This window comes from Nonomuraea harbinensis (genome assembly GCF_019396385.1).
Lineage (GTDB): Bacteria > Actinomycetota > Actinomycetes > Streptosporangiales > Streptosporangiaceae > Nonomuraea > Nonomuraea ferruginea.
Window position 1 is genome coordinate 12,498 of record NZ_JAHKRN010000038.1, and the last position, 21,580, is coordinate 34,077.

21 protein-coding genes are annotated in these 21,580 nt (G+C 73.2%); 10 read left to right on the forward strand and 11 right to left on the reverse strand.

Annotated features, from left to right (window positions below; genetic code table 11):
- Positions 1–6 precede the first annotated feature (6 nt).
- The 4 genes from KME79_RS31210 (at position 7) to KME79_RS31225 (ending at position 3,233) form a co-directional block, all read left to right on the forward strand.
- Positions 7–753 (forward strand): IclR family transcriptional regulator, encoded by a 747-nt coding sequence (locus KME79_RS31210; protein ID WP_219548188.1) that lies wholly within the window; start codon positions 7–9, stop codon positions 751–753.
- A gap of 9 nt (positions 754–762) precedes the next feature.
- Positions 763–1,413, forward strand: coding sequence for a Rossmann-fold NAD(P)-binding domain-containing protein (locus KME79_RS31215; protein ID WP_219548189.1), 651 nt, complete (start codon positions 763–765; stop codon positions 1,411–1,413).
- 75 nt (positions 1,414–1,488) lie between these two features.
- The gene (locus tag KME79_RS31220; protein WP_219548190.1) at positions 1,489–2,589 is read left to right on the forward strand and encodes an LLM class flavin-dependent oxidoreductase; all 1,101 of its coding nucleotides are present in this window, start codon (positions 1,489–1,491) and stop codon (positions 2,587–2,589) included.
- On the forward strand, positions 2,586–3,233 hold the full coding sequence (locus KME79_RS31225; protein WP_219548192.1) for an FMN reductase: 648 nt from the start codon (positions 2,586–2,588) through the stop codon (positions 3,231–3,233). The genes KME79_RS31220 and KME79_RS31225 overlap by 4 nt, the downstream gene beginning before the upstream one ends.
- A 3-nt stretch (positions 3,234–3,236) precedes the next feature.
- Here the strand turns inward: KME79_RS31225 and KME79_RS31230 are convergent, their stop codons facing one another.
- From KME79_RS31230 to KME79_RS31275, 10 genes are all read right to left on the reverse strand, one after another.
- Positions 3,237–4,154 (reverse strand): SMP-30/gluconolactonase/LRE family protein, encoded by a 918-nt coding sequence (locus KME79_RS31230; RefSeq protein ID WP_219548194.1) that lies wholly within the window; start codon positions 4,152–4,154, stop codon positions 3,237–3,239.
- A 75-nt stretch (positions 4,155–4,229) separates the two neighbouring features.
- Complete coding sequence (locus KME79_RS31235) at positions 4,230–4,826, reverse strand: DUF1349 domain-containing protein (protein WP_219548196.1); 597 nt, start codon at positions 4,824–4,826, stop codon at positions 4,230–4,232.
- 41 nt (positions 4,827–4,867) lie between these two features.
- Positions 4,868–7,144 carry a DUF4132 domain-containing protein gene (locus KME79_RS31240; protein WP_219548198.1) on the reverse strand — a complete coding sequence of 759 codons (2,277 nt, stop codon included), beginning with the start codon at positions 7,142–7,144 and terminating at the stop codon, positions 4,868–4,870.
- Positions 7,145–7,220: 76 nt separating this feature from the next.
- The gene (locus tag KME79_RS31245; RefSeq protein WP_219548200.1) at positions 7,221–9,260 is read right to left on the reverse strand and encodes a bifunctional aldolase/short-chain dehydrogenase; all 2,040 of its coding nucleotides are present in this window, start codon (positions 9,258–9,260) and stop codon (positions 7,221–7,223) included.
- Positions 9,260–10,411, reverse strand: a complete 1,152-nt coding sequence (gene rhaI / locus KME79_RS31250) for an L-rhamnose isomerase (RefSeq protein WP_219548202.1) — start codon at positions 10,409–10,411, stop codon at positions 9,260–9,262. The genes KME79_RS31245 and rhaI overlap by 1 nt, the downstream gene beginning before the upstream one ends.
- Positions 10,412–10,420: 9 nt before the next feature.
- On the reverse strand, positions 10,421–10,732 hold the full coding sequence (locus KME79_RS31255) for an L-rhamnose mutarotase (protein ID WP_219548204.1): 312 nt from the start codon (positions 10,730–10,732) through the stop codon (positions 10,421–10,423).
- Between the two features lie 76 nt (positions 10,733–10,808).
- Positions 10,809–11,879, reverse strand: a complete 1,071-nt coding sequence (gene rhaS, locus KME79_RS31260; RefSeq protein WP_219548206.1) for a rhamnose ABC transporter substrate-binding protein — start codon at positions 11,877–11,879, stop codon at positions 10,809–10,811.
- A complete protein-coding gene (locus tag KME79_RS31265) occupies positions 11,876–12,850 on the reverse strand; it encodes an ABC transporter permease (protein ID WP_219548208.1) in 975 nt (324 codons plus the stop codon). The genes rhaS and KME79_RS31265 overlap by 4 nt, the downstream gene beginning before the upstream one ends.
- The gene (locus KME79_RS31270; RefSeq protein ID WP_219548210.1) at positions 12,843–13,874 is read right to left on the reverse strand and encodes an ABC transporter permease; all 1,032 of its coding nucleotides are present in this window, start codon (positions 13,872–13,874) and stop codon (positions 12,843–12,845) included. Before KME79_RS31270 ends, KME79_RS31265 begins: the two co-directional genes overlap by 8 nt.
- The gene (locus KME79_RS31275) at positions 13,871–15,367 is read right to left on the reverse strand and encodes a sugar ABC transporter ATP-binding protein (protein ID WP_219548212.1); all 1,497 of its coding nucleotides are present in this window, start codon (positions 15,365–15,367) and stop codon (positions 13,871–13,873) included. The genes KME79_RS31270 and KME79_RS31275 overlap by 4 nt, the downstream gene beginning before the upstream one ends.
- 168 nt (positions 15,368–15,535) lie before the next feature.
- On the opposite strand from KME79_RS31275, the gene KME79_RS31280 reads away from it, so the two are divergent.
- From KME79_RS31280 to KME79_RS31305, 6 genes are all read left to right on the forward strand, one after another.
- Positions 15,536–16,834: a rhamnulokinase gene (locus KME79_RS31280; RefSeq protein ID WP_246640740.1), complete on the forward strand. Its 1,299-nt coding sequence runs from the start codon at positions 15,536–15,538 to the stop codon at positions 16,832–16,834.
- Positions 16,831–17,877, forward strand: a complete 1,047-nt coding sequence (locus KME79_RS31285; RefSeq protein ID WP_219548214.1) for a LacI family DNA-binding transcriptional regulator — start codon at positions 16,831–16,833, stop codon at positions 17,875–17,877. The genes KME79_RS31280 and KME79_RS31285 overlap by 4 nt, the downstream gene beginning before the upstream one ends.
- A gap of 32 nt (positions 17,878–17,909) precedes the next feature.
- Complete coding sequence (locus KME79_RS31290; protein WP_148030749.1) at positions 17,910–18,479, forward strand: hypothetical protein; 570 nt, start codon at positions 17,910–17,912, stop codon at positions 18,477–18,479.
- A 35-nt stretch (positions 18,480–18,514) separates the two neighbouring features.
- Entirely contained in the window at positions 18,515–19,120 is a 606-nt protein-coding gene (locus tag KME79_RS31295; protein WP_219548215.1) for a cyclodeaminase/cyclohydrolase family protein, read from the forward strand.
- A gap of 78 nt (positions 19,121–19,198) precedes the next feature.
- Entirely contained in the window at positions 19,199–20,026 is an 828-nt protein-coding gene (locus KME79_RS31300; RefSeq protein ID WP_219548216.1) for a bifunctional 5,10-methylenetetrahydrofolate dehydrogenase/5,10-methenyltetrahydrofolate cyclohydrolase, read from the forward strand.
- A 63-nt stretch (positions 20,027–20,089) separates the two neighbouring features.
- Complete coding sequence (locus tag KME79_RS31305; RefSeq protein WP_219548217.1) at positions 20,090–20,767, forward strand: type 1 glutamine amidotransferase; 678 nt, start codon at positions 20,090–20,092, stop codon at positions 20,765–20,767.
- A gap of 7 nt (positions 20,768–20,774) precedes the next feature.
- Here the strand turns inward: KME79_RS31305 and KME79_RS31310 are convergent, their stop codons facing one another.
- Entirely contained in the window at positions 20,775–21,515 is a 741-nt protein-coding gene (locus tag KME79_RS31310; protein ID WP_261808462.1) for a sulfite exporter TauE/SafE family protein, read from the reverse strand.
- Positions 21,516–21,580: the final 65 nt, after the last annotated feature.

A 21,580-nucleotide genomic window follows, 5' to 3' on the forward strand; every position in this document is an offset into this window, starting at 1 on the left:
GTGTGCATGAATGGCGAGGAACCCAGCGATCTCATCCGTAGCGTGTCCCGCGCGCTGCGCGTGCTGGAGGAGGTCTCCCAGTCGGACCGGCCGCTGACGGTCAAGGTGATCGCGCGCCGGTGCGGGCTGAATCTGTCGACGTCCTACCATCTGGTGCGCACGCTCTGTTACGAGGGTTACCTGCATCGGCGGCCCACCGGGGACTACCTGCTCGGGCCTCAGGTGGCCGAGCGCTTCCACGACATGCTGGACGCCTTCCGCCGGCCTCCTGAGGCGTGGGCGGTGCTCACCCACCTGGCGGCGACCACCGGGCACACCGCCTATCTGGCGCGGCTGGCCGACAGCCGGCTGGTGGTCGCGGGGGTGGCGGAAGGGCCCGCGTCGCCGTACCTGGAGGATCTGCAGACGGGGCTGGAGGCGGCGCCGCACGCGACCGCGCTCGGCAAGGCGCTGATGCTGACGCTCCCCCGGGAGGCGCGGCGGGCGCTGCTCGCCGAGACCGGGATGCGGCGGTTCACGCCCGCGACGCCGGTCCGGCCGGAGGAGCTGGAGGCGGAGCTGGGCGGGATGCGCGAGGACCAGGTGGTGGAGGAGCACGGGCAGTTCCGCGAGGAGGTGGCGTGCGCCGGCGTCGCGGTGCCGGGGGCGACCGCGGACCCGCGCTGGGCCCTCGCGATCTCGACGCGGGGGCTGGACATCCCGCCGTGGGTTCGCCGCAGGCTGCGCGAGGCGGCCGCCGACCTGGGGGGTTAGGCTGCGGTCATGAGGGTCGTCGTGTTCGGCGCCACCGGCATGCTCGGGCAGGGCGTGCTGCGCGAGTGCCTGGCCGACGACCGGGTGGAGGCGGTGCTGACCGTCGGCCGCTCCCCCACCGGGCTCGCGCATCCCAAGCTCCGCGAGATCCGCCACGCCGACCTGCTCGACCTGGCGCCCGTCGCGGGCGAGCTGGCCGGGTACGACGCCTGCTTCTACTGCCTGGGGGTGTCCTCGGCGGGGATGGGCGAGCGGGAGTACCGGCGCGTCACGTACGACTTCACGCTGTCGGCGGCGGGCACGCTGGCGGGCCTCAGCCCGGGCTCGACGTTCGTGTACGTGTCGGGGATCGGCGCCGACGCCCGGAGCCGCACGATGTGGGCCAGGGTGAAGGGCGAGACGGAGAACGCACTGCTGGCGCTGCCGCTGGAGGCCTTCGTGTTCCGCCCCGGATACATCCAGCCGCTGCACGGGGCCACGTCCAGGACCCGGCTCTACCGGCTGGCGTACGTGGTGGCGGCGCCGTTCTATCCGATCCTGCGGCGGGTGTTCCCGTCGTCGGTGACCACGACGGAGCAGATCGGGCGGGCTATGATCGCGGTGGCCGCGCACGGTGCGCCCGTCCGGGTTCTCGACGCGGCCGCGATCAACGCTCTGTGACACCCTGGAATAACGCGGTATGCCCGGACGCTTACATAGCTGTTGAAACTTCAACAGTACAGGTGGGTGACTAAAATGCAGTTTGGGATCTTCAGTGTCGGCGACGTGACCATGGATCCGACCACGGGGCGGACCCCCACCGAGGGCGAGCGCATCAAGGCGATCATGCGGATCGCGCTGAAGGCCGAGGAGGTGGGCCTGGACGTGTTCGCCACCGGGGAGCACCACAACCCGCCGTTCGTGCCGTCCTCGCCGACGACCATGCTCGGCTACATCGCCGCCAGGACCGAGCGGCTGGTGCTGTCCACCGCCACCACCCTGATCACCACGAACGACCCGGTCAAGATCGCCGAGGACTACGCGATGCTGCAGCACCTGGCCGACGGCCGGGTGGACCTGATGATGGGGCGCGGCAACACCGGGCCGGTCTACCCGTGGTTCGGGCAGGACATCCGGCAGGGCATCCCGCTGGCGGTCGAGAACTACGCGCTGCTGCACCAGCTGTGGCGCGAGGACGTGGTCGACTGGGAAGGCCGCTTCCGGACCCCGCTGCAGGGCTTCACCTCGACGCCGCGCCCGCTGGACGGGGTGCCGCCGTTCGTGTGGCACGGCTCCATCCGCACTCCGGAGATCGCCGAGCAGGCCGCCTACTACGGCGACGGGTTCTTCGCCAACAACATCTTCTGGCCGAAGGAGCACTTCATCCGGCTGATCAGCCTCTACCGGCAGCGGTACGCCCACTACGGGCACGGCACGCCGGAGCAGGCCATCGTCGGGCTCGGCGGGCAGGTGTTCATGCGCAAGAACTCCCAGGACGCGATCCGCGAGTTCCGCCCGTACTTCGACAACGCCCCGGTGTACGGCCACGGGCCGTCGCTGGAGGACTTCATGGCCGAGACGCCGCTGACGGTCGGCAGCCCGCAGCAGGTCATCGACCGTACGCTGCGGTTCCGCGAGTACTTCGGCGACTACCAGCGGCAGCTGTTCCTCATGGACCACGCCGGGCTGCCGCTGAAGACGGTGCTGGAGCAGCTCGACATCCTCGGCGAGGAGGTCGTGCCGGTGCTGCGCAGGGAGTTCGCGATCGGCCGCCCGGCCGGCGTCCCCGACGCCCCCACCCACGCGTCCCTGGTCGCCGCCCGGGAAGCCGAGAACGTCAAGGAGGTCAACGCATGAAGCTCGTCGTCGTGACGGCCGGGCTGACCCAGCCGTCCTCCACCCGCCTGCTCGCCGACCGCCTCGCGCAGGCCGCCGGCGAGCGGCTCGGCGGCGCGGCCGAGACGACCGTCGTCGAGCTGCGCGACCTGGCGGTGGACATCGCCAACAACTTCGTCACCGGCTTCCCGAACACCCGGCTGCGGCAGGCGATCGACGCCGTCACCGGGGCCGACGGCCTGATCGCCGTGACCCCGGTGTTCACCGCCTCCTACAGCGGGCTGTTCAAGTCGTTCTTCGACGTGCTCGACCCGCAGGCGCTGGCGGGCAAGCCGGTCCTGATCGGCGCCACCGGCGGCACGCCCCGGCACTCGCTGGTGCTGGAGCACGCCATGCGTCCGCTCTTCGCGTACCTGCGCGCCGTGGTGACGCCGACCGCCGTGTACGCGGCCTCCGAGGACTGGGGCGGCGGCGGCGACGCCTTCACCGACGGGCTGTCCGACCGGATCGCCCGCGCGGCGTCGGAGCTGGCCGACCTCATGGGCCGCCGGACCCCGCACGCCGCGCCGCCCGGGAACGGGAACGGGAAGCGGGCCGGCGGCGCGGAGGCCGAGGACGTCGTCCCGTTCGAGGAGTATCTGGCCTCGATCCGGCCCCCGTCCTGACGGTCAGTGCCGGGCCTTGACGGACACCACGTCGTAGGCGGTGTCGGGGGCCGGCGGGGTGGTGAAGCGGGCGTTCGGCAGGTAGAGGCGCCCTCCGAAGGCCGCCACCGTGGTCGGCACGTCGAACCGGTCGTCGGTCAGCCGGTCGACGACCCGTCCCGACGAGCCGTCGGCGCTCATGCGGACCACGGCCACCGTGTTCAGCCGGTTCTGCACCACGTACAGGGTGCGGCCGCGCAGCAGCAGGCCGTCGCCGTTGGCGAGCGACTCGCCGCCGAGGTCGACCTCGGTGGTGACGCCGCTGCGCGGGTCGGTCCTGAACAGCTTGCCGGTGTTGGACTGCACGACGAGCAGGTTCCTGTGGTCGGGCGTGGGGGCGATGCCGTTGGCGTTGGTGCCGGTGGCGAACTGGATCGCGCCGGTGAGCGGGATGGTCACCGCCTCCCGCGGTAGCCCGCCGTGGCGGCCGAGCGGGAGCTTGTAGAGCACCGGGTTGGCCGAGTCCGTGATCCAGGCGGCGTCGCGGAAGAGCAGCACGTCGTTGACGAACGCGGTGCCGGTGGCGAGCTGGTACGACCTGATCACCGCGCCGGTGCGCAGGTCGATGACGCGTGCGTCGCCGGCGTTGCCCCCGGCGACGAACAGCCGCCCGCGGTCGTCGGACTTGAGGCCGAGCGACTGGGTGCCCGGGCCCTTGCTGATGATCTTCCCCTGGCCGGTGCGCAGGTCGGCGCGGTAGATGTCGCCGGTCGCCCGCGATCCGAAGTAGGCGTGCGGGCCAGGGCCGATCTCGATGCCCTCCGGCTGGAACCCCGCCGGCAGCGGGAAGGTGGCGGGCGGGGCGGCCGCCTGGGCGGGCGGGGCCAGGAGGGCGCCCGCGAGCGCCGCGCAGAGTGCGGTCTTGAGGATCGCTGATCTCATGCGGCCCACGATCCCCCTGCCGCAGGCCGCCGCAAAGGCCCAGGAGCGGGCTTCACAGGGACCTCTGAGGATTGTTCACTCCCCGTTGCGCAGATCGGTCAGCCGTTTGGGCGCGTACCGGATGTCCTCGAAGCGGACCGTGGCGCCCTGTCCGGTGGGGCTCTGGGCGAGGAAGCCGGCCTCGGGGTCGCCGTCGAGCGCGAAGTATCTGATGAGGCTCCAGGCGCCGGCCCCTTCGGCGACGTGGAAGGCGAAGGCGGCGCCGACGCGGGAGACGCGGAGCCTGATGTCGTCGCCGGTCATGGGCACGGAGTTGCAGTCGTCGGAGACGCCCCGGGTGACCACCGAGACGACGGTGGGCGTGCCCTGCGGGGAGAGTTCGAGGCAGAGCTTGGCCCATCGGTCGCCGTCGGCGTACAGCAGCAGGACGCCCGCGTCGAAGGTGGAACGGAGGTCGAGCCTGACCCGGGCGCTGAGGGTGAAGTCGCCGTCGAGCCGTCCCACCAGGGCGGGAGCGTTGGCGTAGCGGTTCGGCTCGCCGGGGTCGGAGAACAGGTCGGTGCCCGCCGCCGCGGTGATGACGAGCGTGTCGTCGCCGTCGGCGCGCCACCCTTCGGGCTCGTTCAGCCAGCGCAGCGGGGCGGGGAACGCGGGCAGGGATACGGCAGCCATCAGGCGTCTTCCTCCAGAGTCGTCACGCGACCGGTCCGCCCTCACCCTAGCCCTGATTGGGAGCGCTCCCAAGAGATCTGGCGCATGAGGCTCTCGTCCGTGATCCCGGTGTCGGCGGCCAGCAGGAACGCCTTGGCGAGGATGAGTGCGAGCGTGCCGTCCTCCTCGAAGGGCAGGAAGATCCGCCCGCCGGGCTTGCGTGCGCCGGCGATGGACAGGGGGACGTCGCCGGGCTCCATGAGGACGCCCGCGCCGCCCAGGTGGATCTTGTAGGTGCGCAGGTCGCCGCGGACGACCAGGTGGCGGTCGGTGAGCGTGCACCGGCCGGCGATGGCGGTGCCGGGCAGGATGCGCTCCAGCGCGTCGCGGCGCACCCGAGCCGACGCCGGCAGCTCGTACGCCTCGGCGGAGCGCGCGTGGCGGTCGCCGTCCCGGGCGGGGTCGGCGACGAACAGGTCGACGTCGCGCATGGCCTCGCTGAAGACCAGCGGCGGCACCCCGGCCAGGGGCGTCTCCCGCCACTGGCGGCCGTCGCGCCGGTCGAAGCGGACCTGGCCGGTGGTCGCGTACGCGGCGTCGCCGGTCAGCTCGTAGCCGAACCGGACCCGCCACGCGCCCTCGGCCAGCTCCTTCCACGCCTCGCCCGGCTCGCCGTGGTGGCGCAGCCAGGCGGGCTGCCAGCCGCGCTGCTTGGCGAGCGCGTAGAGGCGGTCGTGGCCGACGCGGCGGGCGGCGAACCTGCCGGAGCAGGCGGCGTGCTCCTCGGCCGGGGTGAGCGCGTAGACCTCGCGGTAGGCCTGCTTGAACGGCTGGCGCAGCCGCCGCTCGGCGACGGTCTCGCGCCAGGCGCGGATCTCCTCCATAGGGGCGCGGGCGGGGTGCCAGAGGGTGACCCCGCCTCCGGGCTCGCGGTCGCCGGGCAGGAACGGGGCGCCGTCGTGCCAGATGAGGGCGCGGGCGACGGCGCCGGTGACGGGGTGGTCGCGGTAGAGGCGGGCCCACTCCCCCGGCGGCCAGGACCGTTCGACGCCGAACAGGGCCTCCAGCCGGTCACGCTCGGCCGACAGGGTGTGCCGCACCTCCTTGACCAGGGCCTTGATCTCGCCGGCGGCGGCGAGCCCGGAGGGCAGGCCGCGCCTGGTGCGGCCACCGGCGTCGCGGGCGGTGACGCGCACGGTCCTGGCGTCCTCGACGGTGACGGTGACGGTGACGGTCCACGCGCCGTCGGCCCAGTCGCGGCTGCCGTCGGCGGACAGCCCGTGGCCGGGGACGCCGCGCTCGACGAGCTGGGCGGCGGTGACGCCGTGACGGGCGGCGGCCGTGGCCAGGGCGGCGGCGATCTGCTTGAGCAGGGATCTGCTCCTGACGTCCTGCTGGAGGCGGCGCAGCGCGTCGACGGCGCCCTCGCACTCGGCCAGCGCGTGGACGACGCCGCTCGCCAGTTTGAGGTCGGGCTCCGTGCCGCTGCCGTGGCCGCCCGCCGCGAGGACCAGCCGGGTGAGGGCGGGCGCCGCGCCGCCGACCCGGGCCAGGGCCGCGGCCCAGGCGAAGCCGCGGGCGACGTCGGTGTTGACGTCGGTCATGAGGAGGCGGGCCGGGCCCCCGTGACGGCCGCCCTCGTAGCGGGCGCCGTCGAAGGCGCGCAGACCGGCCGCGACCAGCTCGCCGGCGCCCTCGCCCGCCAGCAGCTCCAGGCAGCGGGCGCGCCACGCCTTGGCCGGGCGCGGACCGCCGGCCACGCCCAGGTGCTCGACGAGGGCGACGAGGTGCGGGGCGGGCGGCTCGCCCAGGTGGTCGCGTACGGCCGCGCCCCAGCCGTCTCTGCCCAGGGGCAGGGCGAGCGGGCTGGGATTGACCCGGGCGAGCGCGCGCTGCATGCCCTTGCGCTCGTCGGGGCTGAGCGGGCACTCCTCGATCGCGTCGAACAGCGGCTCGACCGCCTTCCACGGCTCGTGCCGCGCCTCCGCGGGGAGCGCGGCGCTCTCGCCGGCCAGATGGCTGATCCAGCCGACGTCGCCGTGGTCGAGCCGGCGCTTCCTGGCGGCGGCGAACAGCTCGGTCATCTCGGCCGGGGTCCACGCCCCGCCGCGGTGGACGGCCAGCGACAGCTCGCGGCCGTATGCGTCGGCCCGCAGCCGGGCGAGGCGGACGGCGGCCTCGCGGCAGGTGGCCCGGTCCGCCTTCGCCAGGTGGCGGTGGACCACCTCCAGCACCGTGTGCGCCTTCGCGCGGATCCGCTCCCGCTCGTCGTGGGCGGTGATGTGGAGGTCGTCCATGGCGCGGTCGAGCGTCTCGAGCTTGTGAAGCCATTCCAGCATGGCGCCGATCATGCCCGACGGCACCGACAAAGACGCCGCCCCCGGCTGTCCTGCCGGGGGCGGGTTCCGGTACGGATCAGCGCAGGAACGCGGCGGCCACCCCGGCGTCGACGGGGACGTGCAGGCCGGTGGTGTGCGACAGGTCGCCGCCGGTGAGCGCGAACACGGCCGCGGCCACGTGCTCCGGCAGCACCTCCTTCTTCAGCAGTGTCCTCTGGGCGTAGAACTCGCCGAGCTTCTCCTCCTCGACCCCGTACACGGCCGCCCGGTTGGCGCCCCAGCCGGAGGCGAAGATGCCGGAGCCGCGGACCACGCCGTCGGGGTTGACGCCGTTCACCCGGATGCCGTGGGCGCCCAGTTCGGCGGCGAGGAGCCGTACCTGGTGGGCCTGGTCGGCCTTGGCGGCGCCGTAGGCGACGTTGTTGGGCCCGGCGAAGACGCTGTTCTTGGAGGAGATGTAGACGATGTCGCCGCCCAGGTCCTGGTCGATCAGCACGCGGGCGGTCTCGCGGGAGACGAGGAACGAGCCGCGCGCCATCACGTCGTGCTGCAGGTCCCAGTCGTCGAGCGTGGTCTCCAGCAGCGACCGCGACAGCGACAGCCCGGCGTTGTTGACGACGAGGTCGACGCCGCCGAAGGCGAGCACGGCCTGCCGGATCGCCTCCTGGACCTGCTCTTCGGAGGTCACGTCCACGCCGGCCGCGATCGCCACGTCCCGCCGCAGGTGGGCGGCGGCCCCCAGCTCGGCGGCGACCTTCTCGGCGGCGGCCAGGTCGCGGTCGGCGACCACCACGCAGGCGCCCTCTGCGGCCAGCCGGCGGGCGGTGGCGGCGCCGATGCCGGACCCGCCGCCGGTCACCAGGGCGACCCGCCCGGCCAGCGGTCTGGGCTTCGGCATCCGCCGGAGCTTGGCCTCCTCCAGCTCCCAGTACTCGATGCGGAACTTCTCCGCCTCGTCGATGGGCCGGTAGCTGGACAGCGCCTCCGCGCCGCGCATCACGTTGATCGCGTTGACGTAGAACTCGCCGGCCACCCGGGCGGTCTGCTTGTCCTTGCCGAAGCTGAACATGCCGACGCCGGGCACGAGCACGATGGCCGGGTCGGCGCCGCGCATCGGCGGCGAGTCCGGGGTGGCGTGCCGCCGGTAGTAGGCGGCGTAGTCGTCGCGGTAGCGGGCGTGCAGCTCGCGCAGCCGGGTCACCGCGTCGGCCAGGGGGGCGTCCGGCGGCAGGTCCAGCACGAGCGGGGCGACCTTGGTGCGCAGGAAGTGGTCCGGGCAGGAGGTGCCGAGCGCCGCCAGCCGGGGGTGTTCGGCGCGCGACAGGAAGTCGAGCACCTCGGGGGTGGCGGTGTAGTGGCCGACCTGCCGGGCGTCCGTGCCGGCCAGGCCCCGGACGACGGGGAACAGCTCGGCGGCGCGGCGGCGCCTGGCCTCCTCCGGCAGCGGCTCGTGGATCACCGGCCCGAACGGGTCGGGACGGCCGTGCGCGGCGATGTGGGCCTCGGCGGTGCGGATGATGTCGAGCGAGTTGCGCTCGCACTCCTCGCTGGTGGCGCCCCAGGCGGTGATGCCGTGGCCGCCGAGCACGCAGCCGATGGCTCGGGGGTGGTCCTTCTTGATGGCGGCGATGTCCAGGCCGAGCTGGAAGCCGGGCCGCCGCCACGGCACCCACACCACGCGGTCGCCGAAGATCCGCTCGGTCAGCTCGGGGCCGTCGGCGGCGGTGGCGATCGCGATGCCGGAGTCGGGGTGCAGGTGGTCCACGTGGGCGGCGTCGACCAGGGCGTGCATGGCGGTGTCGATCGACGGGGCCGCGCCGCCCCTGCCGTGCAGGCAGTAGTCGAACGCGGCGACCATCTCGTCCTCGCGCTCGACGCCCGGGTAGACGTCCACCAGGGCGCGGATCCTGTCCAGGCGGAGCACGGCGAGGCCGGCGGCCTTGAGCGTGCCGAGGTCGCCGCCGGAGCCCTTGACCCACATGAGCTCGACGTCGCCGCCGGTGACCGGGTCGGTCGCGGAGCCCTTGGCGGAGGTGTTGCCGCCGGCGTAGTTGGTGTTGCGGGGGTCGGCGCCGAGCCGGTGGGAGCGGGCCAGGAGTTCGTCGGGCGTGGTCATCAGGCGCCCCACCCGGCCTGGGCGCCGCCCACCCGGTCGGCAGCGATTTTCTCGAAATATCCGGACTTGGCGTACGCGGCCATCGGGTCCGGCGCCAGCCCCGACTCCTCCCGCAGCTCCGCCAGCAACGGCCGCACGTCGGTGTTGTAGGCGTCCATCAGCACGGCGTTCGCGCCGAGCACGTCACCGGCCCGCTGGGCCGCGGCCAGCGCCTCCCGGTCCACGAGCAGCGCCTTGGCGGTGGCCTCCTGCACGTTCATCACCGACCGGATCTGCCCGGCGATCTTCGGCTCGATGTTGTGGCACTGGTCGAGCATGAAGGCGGTCCGCTCGGTGAACCCGCCGCCGCCGATCACCTCGTACATGATCCGGAAGAGCTGGAACGGGTCGGCGGCGCCCACCATGAGGTCGTCGTCGGCGTAGAAGCGGGAGTTGAAGTCGAAGCCGCCGAGCTTCCCCTCGCGCAGCAGGAACGCCACGATGAACTCGATGTTGGTGCCCGGCGCGTGGTGGCCGGTGTCGACCACGACCTGCGCCTTCGGGCCGAGCTTCACGCAGTGCGCGTACGCGGTGCCCCAGTCGGGCAGGTCGGTCATGTAGAAGGCGGGCTCGAACAGCTTGTACTCCAGCAGGAACCGCTGGTCGTCGCCGAGCCGCTGGTAGACGGCGGCCAGCGCCTCGGCCAGCCGGTCCTGCCTGGCCCTGATGTCGTCCTGCCCCGGATAGTTGGTGCCGTCGGAGAACCACAGCTTGAGCGTGTCGGACCCGGTGGCGTCCATGATGTCCACGCATTCGAGCAGGTGCGCCAGCGCCTTGGCCCGCACCTTCGGGTCCGGGTGGGTGACGCTGCCCAGCTTGTAGTCGTCGTCCTGGAACACGTTGGAGTTGATCGCGCCGATGCCCACCCCCAGCCCGGCGGCGTGACTTGCCAGGTCGGCGTAGTCGTCGACCTTGTCCCACGGGATGTGCAGCGCCACCGTCGGCGCCACCCCGGTGAACGCGTGCACCTGGGCGGCGTCGGCGATCTTCTCGTACGGGTCGCGCGGCACCCCCCGCTGGGCGAACACCTTGAAGCGCGTGCCGGAGTTGCCGTACGCCCACGACGGCGTCTCGATCCGCTGGGCGCGGAGCGATTCTTTGATCATTCTCATATCCCCGATTCAATCCAGATGGAAGACTTCTCCGAGCAGGACCCGGCCCTGGTCGGCCCGGCCCGACTCGAAGAACGGCGCCATGTCGGTCTCCCACCGGGCGCTCACCCCGGTGGCGGCCATCGCCCGCTGCGCCGCCTCGAAGTCGTCGGTCTCCAGGTAGCCGACGAGCAGGCCGTCGTCGCTCAGGAAGAGCGAGTAGTTGCGCCATCCGGCCCCGCGCAGCGCGTCGAGCATCTCCGGCCACACGTGCCGGTGCCGCTCGCGGTACTCGTCGAGCCGGTCCGGCCGGACCTTCAGCAGGAAGCACACCCGCTCCACAGATCTCTCCTTCCCGCGCACGCGCGCCCCGGGCCGGTCCCGGGACGCGCGCGCACTGTGTGTCGATGCGTGAGGGTCAGAAGTCGAAGTCGTCGATGTTGGACGCCTCGAAGGTGAACGGCGGGCCGAGGATGACCTCGCCCTTCGCGCCGATGGTCCGCTCGCCGAGCTTGCCCGCCTTGAACGTCTCGCCCTCGGCGCCGGTGATCTGCCCGGACACCAGCGCGGCGGCCGCGTAGGAGGCCAGGTAGCCGAGGTCCTTCGGGTTCCACAGGGCGAACTTCTCGACGGTGCCGTCCTTGACGAACTGGCGCATCTGGTTCGGCGTGCCGAGGCCGGTGAGCACGACCTCGCCCTTGTACTTGGAGCCGGAGATGTAGCGGGCCGCCGCCGCGACGCCGACGGTGGTGGGCGAGATGATGCCCTTCAGGTCGGGGTAGGCCTGCAGCAGGCCCTGCGTCTCGGTGAACGACTTCTGGTCGTCGTCGTCCCCGTAGGCGACCTTGACCAGCTCCATGTCCTTGTACTCGGCCTTGGTCAGCTCGTCCTTCATGAACTCGATCCAGGTGTTCTGGTTCGTGGCGTTGGCCGTGGCCGACAGGATCGCGATCTCGCCCTTGTGGCCGATCATCTCGGCGAGCAGCTGGACCTGGCTGCGGCCGACCTCCTCGGAGCTGGCCTGGTTGATGAACAGGTCACGGCACTCGGGCGCGGCGTCCGAGTCGTACGAGACGATCTTGATGCCCTTGTCCCTCGCCTGCTGGAGCGGGCCGCACACGGCGTTGGGGTCGTTGGCCGAGATGAGGATGGCGTCGTGGCCCTGCTGCGTGAGGGTGTTGATGTAGGAGATCTGCGAGGACGCGGACGCGTCGGACGGGCCGACCTCCTTGGCCTCGCCCTGGAACTCCCCGGCGGCCTCGGCCCCCGCCTCGGCGACGATCGTCATGTAGGGGTTGTTGATCTGCTTGGGCAGGAAGGCCAGCTTCAGGCCCTGCTTGATCGGCGCGTCCGGGTCGGCGGCGGCCGCCGCGGACGAGGCGGGCGGCTGCGCGGGCGCGGACGTGACGCTCGACTTGGTGGTGCCGCCGCAGGCCGCGACGCCGAGGGCGAGCACTGCCGTGAGTGCGGCGAGGCGCATCGGTCTCATGGGGTTCCTTTCAGTGCCGACGTGCCGGTTCTGACCGGTCTGAGCAGGGAGATGAGACGGGGGGTGAGCACCGAGACGATGAGCAGGAGGCCGGTGACGATCGACTGGATCTCGGTCGAGACGTCGTTGAGCATGAGCAGGTTGCGCAGCAGCCCGATGAGCAGCACGCCGGCGATGACGCCGCCGAGCGTGCCCTTGCCGCCGTCGAAGTCGACGCCGCCCAGCAGCACGGCCGCGATCACCGCCAGCTCGATGCCGAGCCCGTTGTCGGCGCGCGCGGACCCGTAACGCAGGGTGAAGACGACGCCGGCGAAGGCGGCGACCGTGCCGGAGAACACGAACAGCAGCAGCTTGATCCGCTTGACCCGGATGCCGCTGAAGAACGCGGCCTGCTCCTGCGCGCCGATCGCGAACAGCGCCCGGCCGAAGCCGGTGGCGTGCAGCACCACCGCGACGACCACGGCCAGCAGGACGAACAGCGCGACCGGGTACGGGACGAACGTGCCGGGCACGTCGTCCACGGCCAGCGCCGTGTACTGGGGCGGGAACCGGGCCACCGCCTTGTCTCCGAGCACCACGTACGCCAGCCCCCGGTAGAGGGCGAGGGTGCCGATCGTGACCGCCAGCGACGGCAGCCCGAGCCGGGTGACGAGCAGCCCGTTGACCAGCCCGCAGAGCGCGCCGGTGAGCACCACGAGCGGGATGATGGTCTCGATCGCCATGCCGCCGTCCCACAGCGCGCCGACCAGCGCGCTCGACAGGCCCAGCACGGACGCGACCGACAGGTCGACCTCGGCGGCCACCACGAGCATGGTCATGGCGAGCGCGATGAGCGCGATCTCGCCGAGGTCGCCGAGCGCGAACGACAGGTTGCCCGCGGTGGCGAACGAGGGCGAGCCGAGGGCGCCGCCCGCGAACACCGCGACCAGCAGCAGCCCGATGATCACGTCCCAGCGGAGCACTCTAGCCATGGCGGCTCCTCCTTCTGAGCAGCCGGGCGACCCGCAGGGCCAGCACCCGGTCGACGCTGATGGCGATCAGGAGCAGCGCGCCGGTGATGGCCTGCTGCCAGAACGGGTTGACCCGGAGCACGACCAGGGCGCCGCCGATCACGGTGAGCAGCAGCGCGCCGAGCGCCGCCCCGTACACGCTCCCCACGCCGCCGGTGATGGCCACGCCGCCGACCACGACCGCGCTGATCACCAGCAGTTCCCAGCCGTTGGCGGAGTCGGCGACGACGGTGCCGAAGCGGGCCAGCCAGAGCACCCCGGCGAGCCCGGCCAGGCAGCCGCTGACCAGGTAGGCGGCCAGGACGCGGCGGCGGACCGGGACGCCGGCCAGCCGGGCGGCCTCCGGACTGGACCCGATCGCGTAGAACTCCCGCCCGCTCGGGTAGGCCCGCAGGTAGTAGCCGATCGCGAACATGATCACCACGGTGATGAGTGGCAGGTACGGCACACCCAGCACGGCCCCGTTGCCCAGCGACAGCAGCGCGGGCGGCAGGTTGACCGCGTTGATCTGGCGACCGGCCGCGACGTAGTGGCACACGCCCTGGAAGACGTAGAGCGTGCCGAGCGTCACGACCAGGGCGGGCACCCGGCAGAAGCTGACCAGCAGCCCGTTGAGCAGGCCGCAGGCGGCGCCGATGGCGATGCCGAGCACGACGCCCGGCACGAGCCCCCAGCCGCTCGCCAGGGCGTCGCCCACCACGAACGCGACCAGCCCGACCACGGAGCCGACGGACAGGTCGAGGTTGCGGGTGATGACCACCATCGACTGGCCGACGGCCAGCAGCGCCAGGATCGCGGTGTTGAGCAGGATGTCCTCGACGCCCTGCCCGGACAGGAAGTTCGGGTTGACGGCGGCGGTGCCGCCGACGAGCGCGGCCAGCGCGAGGACCAGGCTCAGCTCGCGGGCCCTGAACACCAGGTCGACCAGGCTGCGGGCGCTGCGGTCGCGGGCCGCGGGCTCGGGCCGGGTGGTGGTGGCGGTCACGCGGCCCTCCCGGTGGCGGCGGACATGACGCTCTCCTCGGTGGCCTCGGCGCGCGGGATCTCGGCGGTGATCCGGCCCTCGTGCATGACCAGCACCCGGTCGGCCATGCCGAGCACCTCCGGCAGGTCGGAGGAGATCATCAGCACCGCGATGCCCTGCCCGGCCAGCTCCGACAGCAGCCGGTGCACCTCGGCCTTGGTGCCGACGTCGATGCCGCGGGTGGGCTCGTCGACGATGAGCACCGACGGGCCGGTGGCCAGCCACTTGGCGAGCACGACCTTCTGCTGGTTGCCGCCGGACAGCACGCCGACGCCGTCGCCGAGACCGGCGAACTTGAGCCGGAGCCGGACCGCCCAGTCCCTGGCCCGGTCGCGTTCGGCGGCGCGGGAGATGGTGAGGCCGCGGCGCAGCGAGCGCAGCCCGGTCAGGCCGATGTTGCGCTCGATGGACAGCTCCATGACCAGGCCCTGCTGCCGCCGGTCCTCCGGCACCAGGGCGAGCCCGGCGGCCATGGCGGCGGTCGGGCTGGCGGCGGGCAGCGGCCGGCCGTCCACGTGCACGGCTCCGGCGTCCCACCGGTCGATGCCGAAGACCGCCCTGGCCACCTCGCTGCGGCCGGCCCCGACCAGGCCGGCGAGCGCGACGATCTCGCCGCGCCGCACCTCGAACGAGACGTCGGTGAAGACGCCCTCCCTGGTCAGCCGCTCGACCCGGAGCGCCACCTCGCCCGCCTCGGTGTCCTGCTTGGGGTAGAGGGCGCCGAGCTCGCGGCCGACCATCCGGCGGATCAGGTCGTCGTGGGTGAGCCCGCCGACGGGCTCGCTGGCGATCCAGGCGCCGTCGCGCAGGGTCGTGACCCGCTGGCAGAGGGAGAAGATCTCGTCCAGCCGGTGCGAGATGAACAGGACGGCGCATCCCTGCCCGCGCAGCGCCTCCACGACCGAGAACAGCCGGGCCACCTCGTTGCCCGACAGCGCGGCCGTCGGCTCGTCCATGATCAGGACCCGGGCGTCCCTGGAGATGGCCTTGGCGATCTCGACGAGCTGCTGGTCGGCGATGGACAGGCCGCGGGCCGGCTGTTCGGGGTCGACGGTGACGCCGAGCCGGGCGAACAGCTCCGCGGACCGGGCCCGCATGGCGCGGCGGTCGATGCGGCGCAGCGAGGTGCGGGGCTGGCGGCCCATGAAGATGTTCTCGGCCACGGACAGGTCGGGGAAGAGCGTCGGCTCCTGGTAGATGACGGCCACGCCGGCCCGCTGGGCGTCGGCGGGGTTGTGGAAGACGACGGGCTCGCCGTTCAGCAGCACCTGGCCGCTGTCCGGGCGGTGGACCCCGGCGAGCGTCTTGACGAGGGTGGACTTGCCGGCGCCGTTCTCCCCGGCGAGCGCGTGCGCCTCCCCCGCGAACAGTTCCAGCGACACCTCGCGCAGGGCCCGCACGGCGCCGAACGACTTGCTGACGTTGGCGAGCGCGAGGGCGGGGGGACCACTCATGCGTCCTCCGGACGACAAACGTTTTAACTGGATGTTTCCGGAATCTAGGTGCTGCACCCGTGGCCGTCAATGCCTTCAGCCGATGTCTGGCGCAGATGGAGTTGCTACGTTTTAATCAAGGTCGTGCGATTCACAGCTGTTGATCTGGGCGCCTCCAGCGGGCGGGTGATGAGCGCCGGCGTGTCCGGCGGACGGATCGAGCTGGAGGAGGTGCACCGTTTCCCCAACCGGCCCGTACGGGTGGGGGGAACCCTGCACTGGGACATCCTCTCCCTCTACCAGGGGGTGCTCGACGGGCTGCGCGAGGCCGGCCCGGCCGAGTCCGTCGGGGTCGACTCGTGGGCGGTGGACTACGGGCTGCTCGACGGCGACGGCAGGCTGATCGGCAACCCGGTGCACTACCGCGACGCGCGCACCGCCCGCTTCACCGAGCGGGTGGACCCGTACGAGGTGACGGGGATGCAGTTCCTGCCCTTCAACACCGTCAACCAGCTGCTCTGCGAGCCGCTCGACCGGGCCGAGACCATGCTGCTGATCCCGGACCTGCTCGGCTACTGGCTGACCGGGACCATCGGGGCCGAGCGGACCAACGCCTCCACCACCGCCCTGTACGACGTGAGCGGGCGGGAGTGGGCCTGGGAGCTGATCGACAAGCTGGGGCTGCCCAGGCGGATTTTCCCTGGCTTTCTGGAAAGCGCTTCCCCACTGCGGAAGGACGTGGCGGACGAGGTCGGCTACCGCACGGACGTGGTCAAGGTCGCCTCCCACGACACCGCCTCGGCCGTGGTGGCCGTCCCCGCCGCGACCGACCGCTTCGCCTACGTCTCCTGCGGCACCTGGTCGCTGGTCGGCGTCGAGCTGCCCGCGCCCGTGCTCACCGAGGAGAGCCGCCTGGCCAACTTCACCAACGAGGCCGGGATCGACGGCACCACCCGCTACCTGCGCAACGTCATGGGCCTGTGGATCCTCCAGGAGTGCCTGCGCGCCTGGGGCGGCCCGCCCCTGGAGCCGCTGCTGGCCGAGGCGGAGACCGCGCGCACGGACACGGTCGTCGACCCGGACGATCCGTCGTTCCTGCCGCCGGGCGACATGCCGGCCAGGATCGCCGCCTACTGCGCCCGCACGGGGCAGCCGGCGCCGGAGGGGCGCGCGCAGGTCGTACGATGCATCCTGCAGAGCCTCGCCCTCGCCTACCAGCGGGCGATCGCCGACGCCGTCCGGCTCAGCGGCCGGCCGGTCGAGGTCGTCCACCTGGTGGGCGGCGGGTCGCTGAACACGCTGCTGTGCCGGCTCACCGCCGACGCGACCGGGCTGCCGGTCGTGGCCGGTCCCGTCGAGGCGGCCGCGCTCGGCAACGCGCTGGTGCAGGCTCGCGCGCGCGGCCTGGTCGGCGGCCTGGCCGAGATGCGGGAGCTGGTCCGGCGCAGCGCGGGCGTGCGCACCTACGAACCACGGGAACGCGGATGAGTATCGACGGTTGGGACGAGGCGCCGGCCGGGGCAACCCGGCCGAGCCCGTCCATCAAGGATGTCGCGGCCCTGGCGGGGGTGTCGCCCGGCACCGTCTCCAACGTGCTCAACCGGCCCGAGAAGGTCGCCGGGGCCACCCGCGACCGGGTGGAGAGCGCGATCAGGGAGCTGGGCTTCGTCCGGCACGGCTCGGCGTCCACGCTGCGCGCCGGCCACAGCCGCACCATCGGCCTGTCCGTGATCGACATCGGCAACCCGTTCTTCACCGACGTGGCCGCCGGGGTCGAGGACCTGGCCAGCGAGCGCGGCTACGCCGTCATCCTGGGCAACTCCTCGGGCAGCCGGGTCAAGGAGGAGCGCAACCTGCTCGTCTTCGCCGAGCAGCGGGTGCGCGGGGTGCTCATCACCCCTTCCGACCAGGACCCGATCCGGCTCGACCGGCTGCGCGAGCGCGGCATCAGCGTGGTGCTCGTCGACCACCCGGCCGAGCGGCCCGACCAGTGCGCGGTCGCGGTCAACGACGTGACGGGCGGGGCGATGGCCGTCGAGCACCTGCTGGCGGGCGGCGCCGACCGGGTCGCCTACGTCACCGGGCCGGCCGCCATGCGCCAGTGCCAGGACCGGCGGCGCGGCGCCGAGCGGGCGCTGGCCGCCGCCGGGCGCGACCCGCGCGACCTGCGCGAGGTGGCCATGCCGGCGATGACCGCCGCCGCCGGGCAGCAGGCCGCCGAGAAGCTGCTGGCCCAGGACGTGCTGCCGGACGCGCTGTTCTGCGCCAACGACCTGCTGGCGCTGGGCGTGCTGCGCGGGCTGCTGCAGGCGGGGGTGCGGGTGCCGGAGGAGGTGTCGCTCATCGGGTACGACGACATCGACTTCGCCTCGGCCTCGACCGTGTCGCTCAGCTCGATCAGGCAGCCGACCTACCAGCTCGGTCGGGCGGCCACCGAGCTGCTGCTCGACGAGTGCGACAACCCCGACACGCACGCCCACCAGCAGATCATGTTCCAGCCCGACCTCGTCGTGCGGGAATCGACGCGGTAGCTTGGGGGGCCAACCGAACAACGGGGAATGTCATGACCAACGGTGTTCGTCACGTGCTCGGGTTCGTCGCCGGCCTGTTCCTCCCGTCGTTGATTCTGGTCGGCCTGCTGTACGGCACGGGCGAGATCACCCTCTCCGCCCAGCGGTTCTTCGCCGTCTCCTGGGCGGCGATCGGGGTGCTGGTGGTCACCGCGATCGGGCTGGCGTTCCTGGTGGGGTCGCGGCTGTCCCCCGTCGCGTCGCTGCTGGGCGGGCTGCAGTACACGGTGCTGGGCCTGCTGCCGATCCTGGAGCTGGGCGGCACGCGCCTGCTGCCGACGAACTGGCTGCCGCTGCCCCTGGCCAGGGGCTACATGAACGCCGGCTACCTGGGGTTCCTGCTGCTCCTCGGCGTGCTGCTGCTGGCGGCGTCGGCGTTCCCGTCGCGGTGGCGCGGCCGGCCCAGGACGGACGGCCAGCCCGCGCCCTACTACGCCCCCGGTCCACATGCCTACTCCGGCCCCGCCGGTCCTTCCGGCCCGCCGCCCGCCGCCGAGCGCGACCCGTACGCCGGTGAGCCGTGGCGCGGGGACGACGCCACCCGCCCGATGCGCCGCGACTGACCGGCCGGAGGCACGGGGCTGGCAGAATGCCTGGCATGCGTGACACCACCATCGCCGCCTTCCTGTCCGAGCTCGCCGGCAAGGTGCCCGCGCCGGGCGGGGGCGCCACCGCGGCCCTGCACGCGGCGCAGGCCGCGGCGCTGCTGGGCATGGTGGCCCGCTACTCCACCGGCGAGAAGTACGCCGAGCACGCGGCCGTCGTCTACGCCGTGATCGGCGAGACCGACGAGCTGCGGGCGCGGGCGCTGGACCTGGCGGAGGCCGACGCGGCGGCGTTCACCGCGGTGACCGACGCCTACCGGCTGCCCAAGGGCGAGGAGCGCAGCCTCTCCATCGCCCGCGCGCTGGCCGGCGCGGCCGAGCCGCCCGCGCGGGTGGCCGAGACGGCGTACCGGCTGGTGGAGCTCTGCGAGACGCTGCTGCCGATCGGCAACCGCAACCTGCTCACCGACGTCGCGGCGGCGGCCGAGGCGGCGCGTGCCGCGCTGACCACGGCCCGGGTGAACGTCGAGGTCAACCTGGGCGGCATCACCGACGAGGGCACCCGCGGCGCGCTGCTGTCGCGCCTGGCCGAGGTCGACTCCGCCGCCGCCCGCGCCGAGCGGGTGACGGCCGAGGTACGCACCGGCCTGAAGACGTGAGCGACCCCTTCGCCCCGTAGGACGGGCGCAGGGGAACGGACGGGAGTTGAGGACACTGGCGGGCGAGAGGGCGGGCGCGTGAGGAAGCTGACCGGCAAGGAGCTGGCGCAGGCGATCAGGGCGCAGACGGCCGCCGAGGTGGCGGCCGGGCCGCAGCCGCGGCTGGCCGTGGTGGTGGCGACCGACGACGAGGCGAGCCTGTGGTACGTGCGCTCGATCGCCAAGGCGGCGGCCGGGGTGGGCATCGCGGCCGACATCGTGGACCTCGGCCCCGCCGCGAGCCCCGGGCAGATCCGCGAGAGCCTCGTCAGGCTCAGCGGGGACGGCGGCGTGCACGGCCTGATGCTGCAGACGCCGCTGCCGCCGGGCGCCTCGGCGCAGGAACTGGCCGGGGCCATCGACCCCCGCAAGGACGTCGACGGCGCCAACCCGCTCTCGCTGGGCAGGCTGGCCGCCGGGCTGCCCGCGTTCGCGCCCGCCACGGCGGCGGCGGTGATGGCGCTGCTCGACCATTACGGCGTCGAGCTGAAGGGCAGGCGCGCGGTGGTGGTGGGCCGCTCCACGGTGGTCGGCAAGCCGCTGGCCCACCTGCTGCTCGACCGGCACGCCACGGTGACGGTGTGCCATTCGCGCACCCACGACCTGGCCTCCGTCACCGCCACCGCCGACGTGCTGGTCGCGGCCGTGGGCCGGGCGGGGCTGATCGGCGCCGATCACGTGGCCCCTGGCGCGGTCGTCATCGACGTCGGCACCAACCCCACCGACGACGGCGGCCTGGCCGGCGACGTCGACTTCGAGCCGGTGTCGGCCAGGGCCGGGGCCCTCACCCCCGTGCCGGGGGGCGTGGGGCCGGTGACCACGGCGCTGCTGCTGCGCCACACCGCGAGGGCGGCGAACCTCCCGTGAGCAGGCTCGGCCGGGCCGGGGACGTGGACGAACTGATGATCGGCTCGATGGCGGAGGCCCGCGATGCGTGACGTCCTGGTGGTGCAGAACAGCCGGAGCGGCGGCCCGGGCCGGTGGGGCGGCTGGCTGGAGGAGGCGGGGCTGCGGCTGGACGTGGTGCACGCCTACGACGGCGAGCCGGTGCCCGACCGGCTGCGGCACGACGCCATGATCATGCTGGGCGGCGGCTACCTGCCGGGCGACGACGACCGGGCGCCGTGGCTGGCGCCGGCCCGCAAGCTGGTGGCCGAGGCGCTGGCGGCGGAGGTGCCGCTGTTCGGCATCTGCCTGGGCGGGCAGATGATCGCCGAGGTGGCGGGCGGCGAGGTGACCGCCGACGCGGGCGCCCCCGAGAACGGCAGCCTGCCGGTCACCATCCGGCCGGAGGCCGCCGATGACCCGCTCTTCCACGACCTGCCCGGCGTGGTGCCGGCCATCGAGCACCACGTCGACGCCATCACCGCGCTGCCGCCCGGCGCGGTGTGGCTGGCGGAGACCGCGCGCTGCCCGTACCAGGCGTTCCGGGTGGGCGGCCGGGCGTGGGGGGTGCAGTTCCACCCGGAGGTGCCGCCGGGCAGGATCAGGGAGTGGCGGGCCGACGGGTTCGACCCGGACGAGGTGTACGCGCGGGCGGTGGCGGACGAGCCGGTCTCCGCGCCGATCTGGCGGGAGGTGGCCCGCCGCTTCGCCGGGCTCGTCTGAACGGCGGTCAGCTCGTGTACGCGTCGTAGCCGAGCTTCACCGCGACCGCCAGGCCGCAGGCGGCGGCGAGGTAGCGGAGGCTCTGGCCGGGGAGGCGCCGGGCGATCTTGGGGCCGAACCAGCCGCCGAGCAGGAACCCCAGGGCCAGCGGGACCGCCGCGCCCCAGTCGACCGGCCCGAACACCGCGAAGCCGGTGGCGGCGACCGCGTTGGCCATCCCGGACAGCACGTTCTTCAGCGCGTTCAGCTTGGCCGGGCTGCCCTCCAGCATCGACGACAGGACCGCCAGCATGAGGATGCCGCCCGCCGCCCCGAAGTAGCCGACGTAGATCGCGACGGCGAACAGCGCGCAGCGCATGAGCGGCCCGTGCTCGCTGTCGAGCTCTCCCCGGGGCGGGCGGATCAGCAGCAGCGAGGCCAGGCCGATCAGCCACGGGGCGATCTGCTCGAACGTCTCGGACGGGGTGACCAGCAGCAGGAAGGCGCCCGTCGCGCCGCCGAGCATGGTCAGCCAGCCCAGCCTGAGCACCCGCGGCCCCTGCCCGGCCAGCTCGGGCCGCGAGCCGAAGGCCGCGCCGAGGCCGGTGAACAGCAGCGCGACCGTGTTGGTGACGTTGGCGGTGAGCGGCGGCAGCCCGAACGCGAGCAGCGCCGGATAGGACACGATCGAGGCGAGGCTCACCACGGTGCTGACCACGCCGGCGAACGCGCCGACGGCGAGCAGGCCGAGCACCTCTCCCACGATCACCCGGACATGCTAGGCGGCGTCCGTCCTCACGCGGTGGCCGGGGCTGTCAGGATCGCCTCACCTGC